This window comes from bacterium SCSIO 12827, assembly GCA_024397995.1.
Classification (GTDB): domain Bacteria; phylum Pseudomonadota; class Alphaproteobacteria; order Rhodospirillales; family Casp-alpha2; genus UBA1479.
In genome coordinates this window covers 374,922-389,459 of record CP073746.1, presented here as the reverse complement: position 1 = coordinate 389,459, position 14,538 = coordinate 374,922, and the positions used below count along the sequence as shown (strand labels likewise).

Sequence of the window (14,538 nt, the reverse complement as noted above, 5' to 3'; positions counted from 1 at the left end):
CTATAAGCCGTCATCGATTCTCGCCATGCGATCCACGCGCGGCAGCCCCTCGAAACCAGGGGGACGCGGGGGCCATTCCTTGGGCTTCAGGGCCAGGGACGCCGAGTTGATGCAATAGCGCTGGCCCGTGGGCTCCGGCCCGTCCGGAAACACATGGCCCAGATGGGCGTCGCATTTCGCGCAGACGACCTCGACCCGGCGCATGAAGAAGCTGACGTCCTCGTGCTCGACCACGGCGTCCTTGCTCACCGGCTGGTAATAGCTGGGCCAGCCGGTGCCGCTGTCGAACTTGGTGTCGGAGGAAAACAGGGGCTCGCCACAGCAGATGCAGACATAAGTGCCGGGCGCCTTCTCGTCATGGTACTTGCCGGTAAAGGCGCGTTCCGTCCCCTTCAGGCGGGTCACCTTGTACTGTTCGTCGGTCAGTTGCTGACGCCATTCGGCGTCGGACTTTTCGATCTTGCCGGTCATCTTACGTTTCCACTTATTGAGAGCGTCCCCGATCATATAGGACGCCGGAAGCCTCTGACGAGGGCCCTCGCGGGAAGTTTACCGGAAGGTGGCGGCCCTATTTTTCCGCCAGCTTCTGATAGCCGTCGCGGGTCTGCGGCAGTTTGCGGCCCAAAATCTGGGTCGCCACCATGTTGCGCAGAACCTGGGCTGTGCCGCCGCCGATGGTGAACATGCGGGCGTCACGGTACATGCGTTCCATGGGCAGGTTGCGGGAATAGCCCATGGCGCCGAACACCTGGAGCGCCTCGGACGTCACCTTGATGGCCATTTCCGAGGTGAAGATCTTGGCCTGGGCGGCCAGCGTCATGTCGGGGAAGCCGGACTGGTCCGTCTCCGCGCTGGCCGCGGCACGATAGATCAGCGTCTGCGCCGCCGTGATCTGGGTCGACATGTCGACCAGCATCCATTGCAGGCCCTGGAATTCGGCGATGGGGCGGCCGAACTGTTCGCGTTCCTGAGCGTAAGCCAAAGCCTTTTCATAGGCGCCCTGGGCGATGCCCAGCGCCACCGTGCCGGCCCCCACACGCTGCGAGTTATAGGCCGTCATCAGGCCGGCGAAGCCCCGGCGGATGCCCTGGGGCGGGATCAAGGCCATGGATTCATGGACTTCCAGGTCCTTGAAGTGAACCTGGCATTCCGGGATGCCGCGCAGGCCCATGGCCGGTTCGCGGGTGCCGATGACCAGTCCCGGATGTTCGTTGCGGATGGCCAGGAAACCGCCGATGCCCTGTTCCTCGCCGTTTTCGAACACGCGGGCGAAGATCAGGTGAACCTTGGACACGCCGCCGCCGGTGATCCAGTGCTTGGTGCCGTTGATGATGTATTTGTCCCCGACCTTGTCGGCGCGGGTCGTCATATCGGTGGCGGCGCTGCCGGCGTTGGGTTCGGTGATGCAGATGGCGGGTTTGTCACCGGCCAGCACATGTTCAGCGCAAAGTTTTTTCTGTTCCTCGGAGCCATAGCGCATGACAGAGGAAATCGCCCCCATGTTGGCTTCGACCACGATGCGTCCGGTGACACCGCAGTGCTTGGCCATTTCCTCGACCACCAGCACGGCATCCAGGAACGACCGGCCCTGCCCGCCGTAGGCTTCGGGGATGGTCATGCCCATGAACCCGGCGTCCTTCAGCAACGCCACGTTGTCCCAGGGGTATTCCTCGGTACGATCGACCTCGGCGGCGCGCTCGGCGATGGGCCCTTCGGCCAGTCGGCGGGCCTTGTCACGCAGGTCTTTCTGGGCGTCGGTCAGGTCGAACATGGTGAAATCCCCCCTTTGTTAAATCAGCCCGTCGCCGCGCAGCTTGGCGCGGTCTTCGTCGCTCAGGTCCAGAAGCTCGGCCAGAACTTCGTCCGTATGCTGGCCCAAGGTCGGCGGTGGGCGGCGGTAGCTGACGGGTGTTTCCGACAACTTGATGGGGTTGCCCAAAAGGGCAACCTTGCCGTCTTTCGCCAAGGGCTGCTCCATCTCGATCTTCATCTCGCGATGCTTGATCTGCGGATCGCTGAAGGTCTGTTCCAGATTGTAGACCGGGGCGGCGGGCACGTTGCGCTGTTCCAGGCCCTCGATCCATTCCTGGGTGGTCTTGTTCGGGGTGACCTGTTCCAGCTTGGCGACCAGTTCGTCCCGGTTAACCAAGCGCTTCGGATTGGTATCGTAGCGCGGATCGGTCGCCAGTTCGGGTACGCCTGCGAATTCACAGAACCGGGAATATTGGCCGTCATTGCCGGCGGCCAGATAGAAATAGCCGTCCTTGGTCGGGAACACCTGATAGGGCACAATGTTGGCGTGCTGGTTGCCCCGCCGCTTGGGCAACTGGCCCGAGGTGAAATAGTTCAACGCCTCGTTCGATGCCCAGGCGACCGTGGTATCAAGCAAGCCAAGGTCGATGTTCTGGCCCTGGCCTGTCTTGTCGCGGTGGCGCAGCGCGGCCAGGATCGCGGTCGAGGCATACATGCCGCACATGATGTCGGAAATGCCAACGCCAACGCGCACGGGCTCCCCATCCGGGCTGCCGGTCAGGGACATGATCCCGCCCATGGCCTGGGCCAGAGCGTCATAGCCCGGCCGCTTGGCATAGGGTCCCGTCTCGCCGAAGCCGGAGATATGGCAGTAGACCAAGCCCGGAAACTCATCCTTCAGGTCCGCATAGCCGAGGCCGAATTTCTCCAGCCCGCCGACCTTCAGGTTATGGGCCATCACGTCGCAATGTTTCAGAAGCCGCTTGATCAGGGCCACGCCCTCGGGCCGCGAGAAATCGACCGTGACCGAACGCTTGTTGCGATTGACCGCCAGGTAATAGGCGCTTTCATCCAAATCGCCGCCGTCTTCGGCCGTCAGGAACGGCGGCCCCCAACTGCGCGTGTCGTCACCGACGCCGGGGCGTTCGATCTTGATCACGTCAGCGCCCAGATCGCCCAGCAGCTGGGCGCAGGTCGGGCCCGCCAGGATGCGGGTCATGTCGAGGATGCGAATTCCCGCCAAAGGGCCGGCGGGTCGAGTGGTGGATTCGGTCATGGATGTTTCCGTTGGGATGCAGGCGGGGACTGTAGGTGACGCATGCTACACCCCCGATCTGCACAGGCAAAGACCGTGTCGGCAAAATGAAACGCTAAACCAGCGATTACCCTGCGGCAGTCAGGTCCGTATGGGCCGGTTTGCCTTGAACACCCTTGTACAGGATGCTCTGGCGCAGCTTCATGATGCGCGCGTATTCGGCCAACGCCGCTTCGTCCATGTCCGCGTCGGGCGGGGTTTCATGGATGAAGTTGCCGTGATTGTCCTGCCCACGCACCAACCAGGCGCAATCCTTGTCGGCATTGACCTGTGACACGTCGGGACGAATGTAGCGGATGGCAAAGCCGATGCGCCGGTCGTCCGTGGTGTTGGGGGTTGAGGCATGGGCGATCAACACATGATGCAGCGACACCTCGCCGGGGTTGAGCGGCATGTAGGCCGCTTCGTCCTCGTTGACCTCGACCGCCAGTTCCTGCCCCCGGGTCAGAAGGTTGTGCTTGTCCAGGGTATCGCGGTGGGCGACCTGACTCCATTTGTGGCTGCCGGGCACGACCTTCATGCAACCGGCTTCGACCGTCGCCGGGGACAGGGCAACCCAGGCAGTCAGCACGTCGGGCTTGGACAGCCCCCAATAGGTCGCGTCCTGATGCCAGGACACGAAGCCAGGATCGTGCGCGTCCTTCACGAACAGCGAGCAACCCCAGGCCAGGATATCGGGGCCGAGCACGTCTTCGACGGCATCGAGAATTTTCGGATGGGATACCAGTTCCGCCGCCCAGGTCTGCAGCAGGTATAGCTTTTGCCCCTTGGACAGTTCGTACCAGCCGCCCTGAGCCTCTTCATAGGCTTCGAAGCGACGGCGATAGGACAACGCCTCGTCTGCCGACATGATGGGGACGGGGGCGACGTAGCCGCCCTCTTGAAACTGATTAACCTGTTGTTCCGACAACAGTTTCGGCATGGATTCCTCCCTAGGATCGTGCGGATGTTCCGGTTTTCCGGAATTCTACGCGGACGGGCCTGTTCCGGCCAGTCCCAGGCCGCAATTGGGCCCCAACCGCACCTGTGTCGCAAGCGAGATTTGCTTAACAAGCGCCCAAGAAATCCTAATACAAGGAAAACTGCAGATCAGGTGACGTTGAAGTCGCTGTCGTCCAGGGCCGCACCGTCGGTGTCCGTCAGTTCGATTTCCATGTCGACCTGGGCGTCACCGTCGGCATCAATTTCCAGAATCTTGGTCTGGTCGTTGAACCGCGCCTGGGTGTTGCCGCCGCCGTCGAAGGCATTGGTCTCGTCACCCAGGAAGGCGAACACTCCGGTCACGAAGCTTGAGAAATCGAGAATATCGACGGAATCCCCGGCGGTACCGGCGTCAAAGTCCTCGATCACGTCGCGCAGGGCCGCCCCGGCGCCGGATTCATCGGCCGAGCGGTAGATGAACACGTCCCGGCCTTCGCCGCCGATCAGAATGTCCTGGCCCAGGCCGCCGGTGATGGTGTCGTCGCCGTCGCCTGTTTCCACGATGTCGTCGCCGTCTCCGGCGTCGATCACGTTGTCGCCGCCATAGGCCCAGATATCGTCGTCGCCGGCACCGCCGAACACGATGGCGCCGCCGTCGTCCAGGGTTACGAAATCGTCGCCGTCACCGGCGTCGATATAGTTTTCGCCGTACCCGGTTTCGATATCGTCATCCCCGGCGCCGCCGTAGATTTCGTTATCGCCGTCGCCGACGATGATGATGTCGTCGCCGTCACCGCCTTCGATGTAATTGTCGCCGTCGCCGGCATCCAGATCGTCATTGCCGGCCCCACCGAAGATGCGGTTGTCGCCGTCATCGACAATGACAAGATCGTCGCCGTCATCACCATAGATCGTGTTGTCGCCGTTCAGCCCGTCGATCAGGTCGTCCCCGGCGCCGCCATGGATCACGTTGTCGCCATCGCCGACCAGAATTTCGTCGTCGCCGTCGCCGCCTTCGACGTAATTGTCGCCGTCGCCCAAGTCGACGATGTCGTTGCCGATGCCTGCGAACACGCGGTTGTCGCCGTCGCCCGCGGAAAGGTCGTCGTCCCCGGCGCCGCCGATCAGTTCGTTATCGCCGTTGCCGAATTCCCCGGCTTCGACGGTGTCGTCGCCGTCACCGCCGTCGACGTAGTTGTCGCCGTCGCCCAGGAAGACTTCGTCGTTACCCGCACCGGCCAGCACCGTGTTGTTGCCGTTGCCGCCGCGCAGGATGTCGTCGCCGTCGCCACCGTCGAGGACGTTGTCCCCCGTGCCGCCGATCAATTCGTCATTGCCGGCACCGCCGTAAAGAGAGTCGTCGCCGGCGCCGCCGATCAGCTGGTCATTGCCGCCGAGCCCATAAATCGTATCGTCGCCGCCAAGGCCGTTGATGACGTCGTCGCCGGACGAACCGATCAGCAGATCGCTTCCCTGGGTCGCCGTGTCGGGCACGTCATCGACCGTGATGACAAAGGTTTCCGTACGGCTGAGCCCGCCCGCGTCCATCGCTGTGACGTCGACGGACACCGAAGGGGTCGCCTCGAAATCAAGTGCGATGCCGTCTTTCAGCTTCAACTGCCCCGCGACGATCTCAAACCGCGCGTCGCTGACCGCCAGGACATGGCTGTCGCCCGCGTCGGGATCGCTGACGGTCAGGGAACCGACAACCCAGCCCTTTTCGTTTTCCAGCACATGGCTGTTGTCGAGCGCGATGTCGTCGGGCGCCTGATTGGCCATCGGCAGGGTCAGGATGAAGGCCGTGGAGACGGCCGCACTGGCGCCATTGGATTGTTCCGTGGCGGTCGCCGTGACCTGAACCGCGACGTTGCCGGACACGCCCGAGGGCGGGGTCAGCGTCAGGCCGACCAGATCGCCGGGCGCCAGGGTAAAGGTGCCGTTGGCGTTGGCTGTGCCGGCGGAAAGCAGGCTGCCTGCCGGCAGACCGGACAAGGTCAGGCTGAGAACTTCCGAGCCATCCGTGTCGGTCAGGGCCGCGGCAATGTCGAGCGCCACGGGCTGGCCCGCCTGGCCGGTCACGTCCTGAACCGTCAGAACGGGCTGGTCGGCGGTGGCCTCGATCTCGAAGGTAACGGTGGCAGTGGACTGTGCACCTGCGCCGTCAACCACGGTATAGGAAAAGCTGGCCGGTCCGGAATAGTTCGGGGCGGGCGTGAACACCACATCGCCGTTGGCGTTCAGCGCGACCGTGCCGCCTTGGGGCGTGCCGACGGCGCCGATGCTCAACACATCATTGGCATCCGCATCCGTGTCGTTGGCTAAAAGATCGCCTGCGGAAATCACCAGGGCCGTATCCTCGACACCACCCGCGATTACGTCGGCGGCGGCCACGGGGCCGTCGTTGGTGCCGGTGATGGTGATGGTGACCAGGCCTTCGTCGGCGTCACCATCCGCGTCGGTAACGCGGTAGGTAAATGTTTCGACGGCCGTTTCGCCATCACCCAGATGGTTGAAGGCATTGCCCGGATCATAGGTGAAAGTGCCATCGGCGTTGAAGGTCAGGCTGCCCTGGGCCGGACCGCTGATCAGCGTGACCGATGCCACCAGATCGGGCACCAGGTCGTTGTCCAGGACCGAGCCGGACACCGCAATATCCTCGCCCGCCGTCACGAAGGCATCGTCGTTGGCGATCACGCCTTGGTCCTTGGGATCAATTTCAACCCCGTCGACAACGACCTTCAGATTTTCGAATTGCTTGGCCTTCAGACCGAAGGCCGAGAACGTGAACCACTTGCCGTCGGCTTCGCCCCGGCGGCCCGTGTGGTCGTCGATGAATTCCAGATAATCCCGGATATCCTGCTGCACATCGGCGCGCAACCATTCGGCCTGGGTCAGGTCCAGGCGCAGGGTGTCCACGCCCTTGCCGCCTTCGTAGGTGTCGCGGCTTCCGGCGTTGTCGCCCATCACGTAGACGGCGGTGTCGTCGCCCTTGCCACCCTTCACGTGGTCACTGCCGGCACCGCCTGACACGATATCGTCGCCACGGTCGCCATCGACGAAATCCCGTCCGTCGCCGCCGTTGACGACGTCGTTGCCGCTGTCACCGTGCAGGTGGTCGTCGCCGCTGCCGCCGTTGACCACATCATTGCCGCTGCCGGCATGCACCAAATCGCGTCCGTCGCCGCCATTGATGTCGTCGTTGCCGCTGCCGCCGTCGATATGGTCATTGCCGGCGCCACCGGACAGCACGTCATCGCCGCTACCGCCATCGACATGATCGTTGCCCGCCCCGCCAGACACGATGTCGTCGCCACGGTCGCCATGGACATGGTCATTGCCGGACCCGCCCTTGATCACGTCGTTGCCGTTGCCACCATAGATTTTGTCGTCGCCGCCGGCGCCGTCGAGCGTATCGTCCCCATCACGGCCATAAATCTTGTCGCGGCCGTCGCCGCCCGTGATGACGTCATCGCCACGGCCTCCGTGATTGGTGGCCGGCGGAGAGAATCTCGCCAAAAAGGCTGCGATAAGTTTCATAAAAAACATGGGGGTGCTCGATTTCGGTCTTCATGCAGGGATGCGCCCGACGCAGAGGCGCCGCCGCGTTGATTTTCAGTTTTCCCTCAAGGCACCCTTGTTAGGTGCTCAACATGATTTGCGGCGGATACTAACAGCCGATGCTGACAGCAAGTTGACTGCTTAGAAATCAATCGGGTACGGCAAAAGGCCTCCGGGTGGGGAACCCGGAGGCCTTAAGCAGAGTGACCTTAATCGGTCGTTAGGGAAAGGCCCGGCGGCTGGGGGGGAAGGTTGGGGAGTTGGGGAGTGGCCGCCGGGCCTCTTCTGCGGGGTATTAGGGCAAACGTAATGGGAAAGGCTCAGCCAAAAGCGGCAGAGGCAATGACGGCGGTCGCTACCGCGAAGCCGAGGATGATGCCGGTCACGGTGAGTGATGTCGCTTTTGCTGAAGCGTGAATGCGCTGCATCGTCGCACCTCCAGTTCTTGAGGTTTGCAGGCATGGCAGCTTCTCCTGCCATAGCCTCCTGCACTTAAAGTCAAGTCGTCCCAAGGCCAACATTAGGGAGGAGTCATTAACGATTTCTGAATCAAACTTAATTTTCTTTAAGCTTAAAAACGCCTAGTCTGGCGTCCAACGAGACACAAAAACGTTTTAAGAAACGAAACCGAAGGGAGTTCAGAAATGCAGACCCGCGCCGCCGTCGCCCTCGAGGCCGGCTCCCCCCTTTCTATCGAAACCGTCGAATTGGACGGCCCCAAGGAGGGCGAATGCCTGGTCGAAATCAAGGCCACGGGCATCTGCCACACGGACGAATTCACCCTGTCGGGCGCCGATCCGGAAGGTATTTTCCCGGCCATCCTGGGCCATGAGGGTGCCGGCGTGGTGGTCGATGTCGGCCCCGGCGTCTCGTCCCTGAAGAAGGGCGATCATGTTATCCCCCTCTACACGCCCGAATGCCGACAGTGCGAATACTGCCTGAACCCCAAGACCAACCTGTGCCAGGCGATTCGCTCGACCCAGGGCCAGGGTCTGATGCCCGACGGCACTTCGCGGTTCAAGCTGAACGGCGAGGACGTGTTCCACTACATGGGCACCTCGACCTTTTCCAACTTCACCGTGGTGCCGGAAATCGCCCTGGCCAAGATTCGCGAAGACGCCCCCTTCGATAAGGTCTGCTACATCGGCTGTGGCGTGACCACGGGCATCGGCGCCGTTATCAACACGGCCCAGGTGGAACCGGGATCAAACGTGGTCGTGTTCGGGTTGGGCGGTATCGGGCTGAACGTGCTGCAGGGCGCCAAACTGGTCGGCGCGGACATGATCGTCGGCGTCGATCTGAACCCGGCGCGCGAGGAACTGGCCCGCAAGTTCGGCATGACCCATTTCGTCAATCCCAAGGACCATGGCGACGACCTGGTCAACCATCTGGTTGAACTGACCAAGGGTGGGGCCGATTATTCCTTCGAATGCATCGGCAACACCACCGTCATGCGCCAGGCGCTCGAATGCTGCCACAAGGGCTGGGGCGAAAGCATCATCATCGGCGTCGCCGGTGCCGGTCAGGAAATTTCGACCCGCCCGTTCCAGTTGGTCACTGGCCGGTCGTGGCGCGGCACCGCCTTCGGCGGGGCGCGCGGACGCACGGACGTTCCGAAAATCGTCGACTGGTACATGGACGGCAAGATCAACATCGACGATCTGATCACCCACGTCATGCCGTTGGAAGACATCAACAAGGGCTTCGACCTCATGCACGAAGGCAAGAGCATCCGAAGCGTCGTCACTTTTTGACGCGCCGCCTGATTGCTGCCGGCTGTCTGGCCGGCTGTCTGGCCGTCGGCCTAATGGCGGGCCCGGCGACCGCCACCGATGCGGATGCCGGTACCGCGGCAGACGGGCCGAAGCAGCTTGCCTACGGCCTGCATTTCATGAAGGCTCGGGACTATCCCCGTGCCATCGTGCATCTGACGGAGGCGATCCGGGCCCACGCATTGGAGCCTGAACGGCTGTCCGACGCCTATTACTTCCGCGGCCGCGCCCTAGTCCGAACCCAACGCCCCGAACTCGCCCTCGCCGATTTCACCCAGGCGGTCGCCTTTTGGCCGAAAAACGTCAAGGCACTGCGCGTGCGCTGCCGGACCCTGACCCTGAAAGGCGATCTGCCGGGGGCCCTCAGCGACTGCGACCGGGCGGTCGAACTCGCGCCCGAAGATTGGCGCGGCTGGTTCACCCGCGGCCTGCTGCGGGAAGCACGCCGCGAACGCAATCTGGCGCTGGTCGATTTCACGGCGTCGCAAGCCCGCATGCCCAAGGGGCTTGAAACCTTTCCCAGCGTCGCCCGCCAGTTGAAGGCCTACGGTCTTCTGACGGACGATGCGAATACCGAGGACAGCACGCCCCCCCTGCCGGTCTGGCAGGAAGACTGACAACCGCCCACCGGACGAGTTCCCCCCTTCGCCGGTATCAATCCATGGCTTTCCTTGCGTCTTGGATTCCGCTAAACCGCTGGCAATCGATTATCCGACCAACCTGAAGAACGGAAGAAACCGACAATGGACGCGCTCTACTTCGAGGATTTCATGCCCGGCCGCAAGTTCCACACCCGCGGCATGACCCTGACCGAGGCCCAGATTATGGAATTCGCCTGGCAATGGGATCCCCAGCCCTTCCATGTCGACGCCGAAGCCGCCAGCGCGAGCCAGTTCGGCGGCATCATCGGCTCCGGATTTCAGACCCTGCTGGTCGCCTTCCGCCTGTGGTTCCAGGAAAACATCATGAACGAATGTTCCATGGGATCGCCGGGACTGGACGAAATCCGCTGGCTTTTGCCGGTGCGCCCGGGCGACACCCTACATGTCGAGGCCGAAGTGCTTGAATCCCGCGCATCCGATTCGAAACCCGACCGCGGCTATACCAAGATCAAATACGCCGTCGTCACCCACAAGGGCGACACGGTGATGACCTATGTCGCCAACCATATCTTCGCCCGCCACCCGGCCGGCGACGACCGGCGCATCTGATTCTCCCCTTGCGCCGATACGGCGTTTGAATTTTTTCGCCGCGCAAGCCATCATCCGGATCATGGAAAAGATATCTGAAAACAAGTCGTTTGGCGGGCTGCAGACGGTCTGGGAACACCGTTCCGACATCTGCGCCTGTCCCATGCGGTTCGCGGTCTACACGCCACCGGCCGTTGTCGAGGGCACGGCCGAGGGGCCGGTGCCGGTATTGTGGTGGCTGTCGGGCCTGACCTGCACGGAAGAGAACTTTACCGTCAAATCCGGGTTCCAGAAGCACGCCGCCGAACACGGCCTGATGGTCATTGCCCCCGACACCAGCCCGCGCGGCACCGACCTGCCCGGCGAACATGACGATTACGATTTCGGATCGGGCGCCGGGTTCTACGTGAACGCGACCCGCGATCCGTGGTCTCAGCACTACAACATGTACAGCTACGTGACCGAGGAACTGCCCGACGTCGTGTTCAACGGCATCGGCGGCGGCGACCGCGACCGCCAGGGCATTTTCGGTCATTCCATGGGTGGCCATGGCGCGTTGGTCATCGCATTGCGCGAACGGCGAACCTATACGTCGCTGTCGGCCTTTGCCCCCATCGTGGCGCCGTCCGTCGTGCCGTGGGGCGAGAAGGCCTTTGCCGGTTATCTTGGCGGCGACAAGGAGCGATGGCAGGAATACGACGCGACCGAACTGGTCAAATCCGGCCATTTCTTCGCCGGTGACATCCTGATCGACCAAGGCACCGACGATCCGTTCCTGGACGCCCAGTTGAAGCCGCAGGTGTTCGCCGACGCCTGCGCCGCCGTGGACCAGCCCTGCACGCTGCGCCTGCAGGACGGCTACGACCATTCCTACTTCTTCATCGCGACCTTCATGGCCGATCACATCGCCCATCACGCCAAGGCGTTGAATAAATAGCCGCAGACCCGGCACGGCAGATCACCGGCCCCGGATTCAACCCCGGATGCAGAAAAGAAGAAGGCCCGCCCAAAGGGACCGGCCCGAGTTTCAGGGAGGAGGGAAGCCGGTGGACCGAACGGTGGGCCCGGTCACTGGCAATGGCTTACTCGTGGACGGCGCGAAGATTTTATCTCTGCGCCTAAGCTGTTGTCCCAGCAGCGAAATCCACAAGCGCCAAGATCAAAAATTATCATTCCCGTATACAAAAACAAGATGACCTTAAGTCATATGACCATAGGTAATAGGTCGCGATCGGCGCCAAACATCCGCTTGTCGCGGGGGCAGCGGCGGAATTAGGACTGAAAACAGGGATTTTCCGGGGGAATTGGAGCGGGTGAAGGGAATCGAACCCTCGTCACTTGCTTGGGAAGCAAAAGCTCTACCATTGAGCTACACCCGCATTCGGGAACGCGGCCGTTGCGCGCTGACCCTAGGCGCAGTCTATAGGTCATTGCTTTGTTGGACGCAAGCGGGCCCGATGGCCGGCGATTCAAGACCGCACACACGGCACGCTCACAAAAATGTTTATGGTCGGGATACCGGCGGTTCGGTTACAGCTTTCCATTGCTTGTGTTCGAAAAATCCGTCCCGGCCCACACCCACCGGGACCATCGCGGCCCAAAGCCGCCAGGAAAATGACCATGATTCAGGCGATGCTGGCCGAACGGCCGGCCCTTGATACGAAAAAATTCCAGAACCCGGAGGTCACGGCCAAGGGTGAAGCCCGCGCCGCCGTGGCGCTTGCCAGCCTGCGTACGCTTTGGATCAACACGGGATCGCTCTGCAATATCGAATGCGACGGCTGCTACATCGAAAGCGGGCCGAAGAACGACCGCCTCGCCTATATCACCCGGGACGAGACTGCCGCCTTCCTGGACGAGATCGCCCGGGACGGCCTGGGCACCCAGAAAATCGGCTTCACCGGTGGCGAGCCCTTCATGAACAAGGATATGGCCGCCATGGCCGGGGATGCCCTGGCGCGGGGCTTCCGCGTGTTGATCCTGACCAACGCCATGGCGCCCATGTGGCAAAAACGGGCGGCCGTCGCCGACCTTGCCCGGCGCCACGGAAAAGCCCTGGCATTGCGCGTGTCCATCGACCATTTCACCCCGGCCGGCCACGAAGCGGTCCGAGGGGCGAACAGCTGGGCGCCGATGATGCGCGGCCTGAAATGGCTGGCCGACCTGGGCATCACCCTGTCCGTCGCCGCCCGCCAGCCGACCGGCGAGACGGAAGATCAAACCCGCACGGGATTCGCCCGCCTGTTCACCGCCGAGGGCATCGACCTGGACGCCCACTCACCCCGCGATCTGGTTGTCTTCCCCGACATGGACGCGGCCCGTGACGTGCCGGAAATCACCACTGCCTGCTGGGGCATCCTGGGTGTCGACCCGGCAAGCATCATGTGCGCCACCGCCCGCATGGTGGTGAAGCGCAAGGGCGCCGACGCTCCCGTCGTCCTGCCCTGCACCCTGCTGCCTTATGACCGCCGGTTCGAAATGGGCCCGACCCTGTCCGACGCCGGAGGACCTGTGCATCTGAACCATCCCCATTGCGCCACCTTCTGCGTGCTCGGCGGTGCCAACTGTTCCGGAGGCGACTAAGCCATGGCCGCGACCCAACGCCCCGCCCTCGACCTCGGTCGTCTTGACGGCCCGGTCCTGCTGTTCGGCGGCCCCTATTCCAACCTGCAGTCAACCCGGGCACTGCGCGCCGAAGCGGCCCGCCTGGGAATCCCGGCGGGCCGGGTGATCTGCACCGGCGACGTGGTCGCCTACTGCGGCGACCCGGACGGAACCCTTGATGAAATCATTGATTGGGGCTGTCATGTCGCCATGGGCAACTGCGAGGAAGCCCTGGGCGAAGGCGGCGACGATTGCCGCTGCGGCTTCGAAAAAGGATCGCAGTGCGACCTTCTGTCTGTGCGCTGGTTCGCCCATGCCAGCAGCCGCGTGACCCCATCCCATAAGGCCTGGATGGCCGCCCTGCCCCATCCCATCACCTTCGAATTGGGCGGTGCCAAATTCGCCGTGGTGCACGGCCATTCGCGGGACATTTCCGAATGGGTGTTCGCCTCGACCCCGGAAGCCGAAAAGCGCGTCGCCCTCGACGACCTGGGCGTGGACAGTGTGATCGCCGGTCATTCCGGCCTGCCGTTCACCCATGTCCTTTCCGATGGGCGCCTGTGGCACAACCCGGGCGTCATCGGCGTGCCCGCCAATGACGGCACGCCCCGGGTCTGGTATTCCGTGCTGGACCCGGCCCCGGGCAGGATCACCATCCGCCATCTGGCATTGGATTACGATTATGAAGGGGCGCGGGCCAGCATGGCGCGGGAAGCCCTGCCCGATGCCTATCGCCAGGCGCTGAAGGATGGGCTATGGCCCAATCTGGACGTTCTGCCGACGGCCGAAGCGGCCCTGACCGACAAGGCGCTGGCGTTCGACCCGGTCACCTGGGCCTTGCCGGAGCCGCGCGTCGGCAAGGTCGCCTGACGGCGGGTTCGCTACTTGTAGCGGATTTCGCAGATTTCGTAGGCTTTGGAGCCGCCGGGGGCGGCAACCTCGACAGAATCCTCGGCCGACTTGCCGATCAAGGCCCGGGCCAGGGGCGAGGTCACGGAAATCTTGCCCTTTTCCAGGTCGGCCTCGTGCTGCCCGACGATGCGGTAGGTGACTTCCTTGCCCGTGTCCTCGTCGGCAAGAACCACCCAGGCGCCGAACCGCACGGTGTCGCCGGCCATGGCCGAGGTGTCAATGACCTCGGCCAGGCTGATCGCGGCCTCCAGCTCGGCGATGCGGCCTTCGATGAAGCCCTGCTTGTCACGCGCGGCGTCGTACTCGGCGTTTTCCGACAGGTCGCCATGGGCCCGCGCCTCGGCAATCGCCTGGATGACCGCAGGGCGGTCCACGGACTTCAGGCGCTTGAGTTCGTCCTCGAGGGCCTGAAGGCCTTCGCGCGTCATCGGAAGTTTATCCATCTCACCGCTCTCCTGCCCCGATCCGGGCGTATCAAAACACAAAATCATGGTGCCGGCCCTTATCGGTAAGG

The 14,538-nt window shown here is 62.9% G+C and carries 12 protein-coding genes and 1 tRNA gene; 6 read left to right on the top strand and 7 right to left on the bottom strand.

What is annotated here, in order from left to right; all coding sequences use genetic code 11:
- The 5 genes from msrB to KFF05_01815 form a co-directional block, all read right to left on the bottom strand.
- A complete protein-coding gene (gene msrB / locus KFF05_01835; GenBank protein UTW52149.1) occupies positions 1 to 471 on the bottom strand; it encodes a peptide-methionine (R)-S-oxide reductase MsrB in 471 nt (156 codons plus the stop codon).
- Between the two features lie 97 nt (positions 472 to 568).
- Positions 569 to 1,771: an acyl-CoA dehydrogenase family protein gene (locus KFF05_01830; GenBank protein UTW52148.1), complete on the bottom strand. Its 1,203-nt coding sequence runs from the start codon at positions 1,769 to 1,771 to the stop codon at positions 569 to 571.
- Positions 1,772 to 1,789: 18 nt separating this feature from the next.
- Complete coding sequence (locus KFF05_01825) at positions 1,790 to 3,028, bottom strand: CoA transferase (protein UTW52147.1); 1,239 nt, start codon at positions 3,026 to 3,028, stop codon at positions 1,790 to 1,792.
- A 106-nt stretch (positions 3,029 to 3,134) separates the two neighbouring features.
- Entirely contained in the window at positions 3,135 to 3,989 is an 855-nt protein-coding gene (locus tag KFF05_01820; protein ID UTW52146.1) for a phytanoyl-CoA dioxygenase family protein, read from the bottom strand.
- A 167-nt stretch (positions 3,990 to 4,156) separates the two neighbouring features.
- Positions 4,157 to 7,504, bottom strand: a complete 3,348-nt coding sequence (locus tag KFF05_01815; protein UTW52145.1) for a cadherin-like domain-containing protein — start codon at positions 7,502 to 7,504, stop codon at positions 4,157 to 4,159.
- Between the two features lie 686 nt (positions 7,505 to 8,190).
- On the opposite strand from KFF05_01815, the gene KFF05_01810 reads away from it, so the two are divergent.
- The 4 genes from KFF05_01810 (at position 8,191) to fghA (ending at position 11,445) form a co-directional block, all read left to right on the top strand.
- On the top strand, positions 8,191 to 9,300 hold the full coding sequence (locus tag KFF05_01810; protein UTW52144.1) for an S-(hydroxymethyl)glutathione dehydrogenase/class III alcohol dehydrogenase: 1,110 nt from the start codon (positions 8,191 to 8,193) through the stop codon (positions 9,298 to 9,300).
- A complete protein-coding gene (locus KFF05_01805) occupies positions 9,297 to 9,935 on the top strand; it encodes a tetratricopeptide repeat protein (protein UTW52143.1) in 639 nt (212 codons plus the stop codon). The genes KFF05_01810 and KFF05_01805 overlap by 4 nt, the downstream gene beginning before the upstream one ends.
- Before the next feature lie 126 nt (positions 9,936 to 10,061).
- Positions 10,062 to 10,529: a MaoC family dehydratase gene (locus KFF05_01800; protein ID UTW52142.1), complete on the top strand. Its 468-nt coding sequence runs from the start codon at positions 10,062 to 10,064 to the stop codon at positions 10,527 to 10,529.
- 61 nt (positions 10,530 to 10,590) lie between these two features.
- Positions 10,591 to 11,445, top strand: coding sequence for an S-formylglutathione hydrolase (fghA, locus tag KFF05_01795; GenBank protein UTW52141.1), 855 nt, complete (start codon positions 10,591 to 10,593; stop codon positions 11,443 to 11,445).
- A 368-nt stretch (positions 11,446 to 11,813) separates the two neighbouring features.
- On the opposite strand, the gene KFF05_01790 is transcribed toward fghA, so the two are convergent.
- Positions 11,814 to 11,887, bottom strand: a tRNA-Gly gene (locus tag KFF05_01790).
- Between the two features lie 241 nt (positions 11,888 to 12,128).
- Here KFF05_01790 and KFF05_01785 point away from each other — a divergent pair.
- A complete protein-coding gene (locus KFF05_01785) occupies positions 12,129 to 13,091 on the top strand; it encodes a radical SAM protein (GenBank protein UTW53540.1) in 963 nt (320 codons plus the stop codon).
- A 3-nt stretch (positions 13,092 to 13,094) separates the two neighbouring features.
- Positions 13,095 to 13,982: a metallophosphoesterase family protein gene (locus KFF05_01780; GenBank protein ID UTW52140.1), complete on the top strand. Its 888-nt coding sequence runs from the start codon at positions 13,095 to 13,097 to the stop codon at positions 13,980 to 13,982.
- Between the two features lie 11 nt (positions 13,983 to 13,993).
- On the opposite strand, the gene greA is transcribed toward KFF05_01780, so the two are convergent.
- Entirely contained in the window at positions 13,994 to 14,467 is a 474-nt protein-coding gene (greA, locus tag KFF05_01775; GenBank protein UTW52139.1) for a transcription elongation factor GreA, read from the bottom strand.
- Between the last annotated feature and the right edge of the window lie 71 nt (positions 14,468 to 14,538).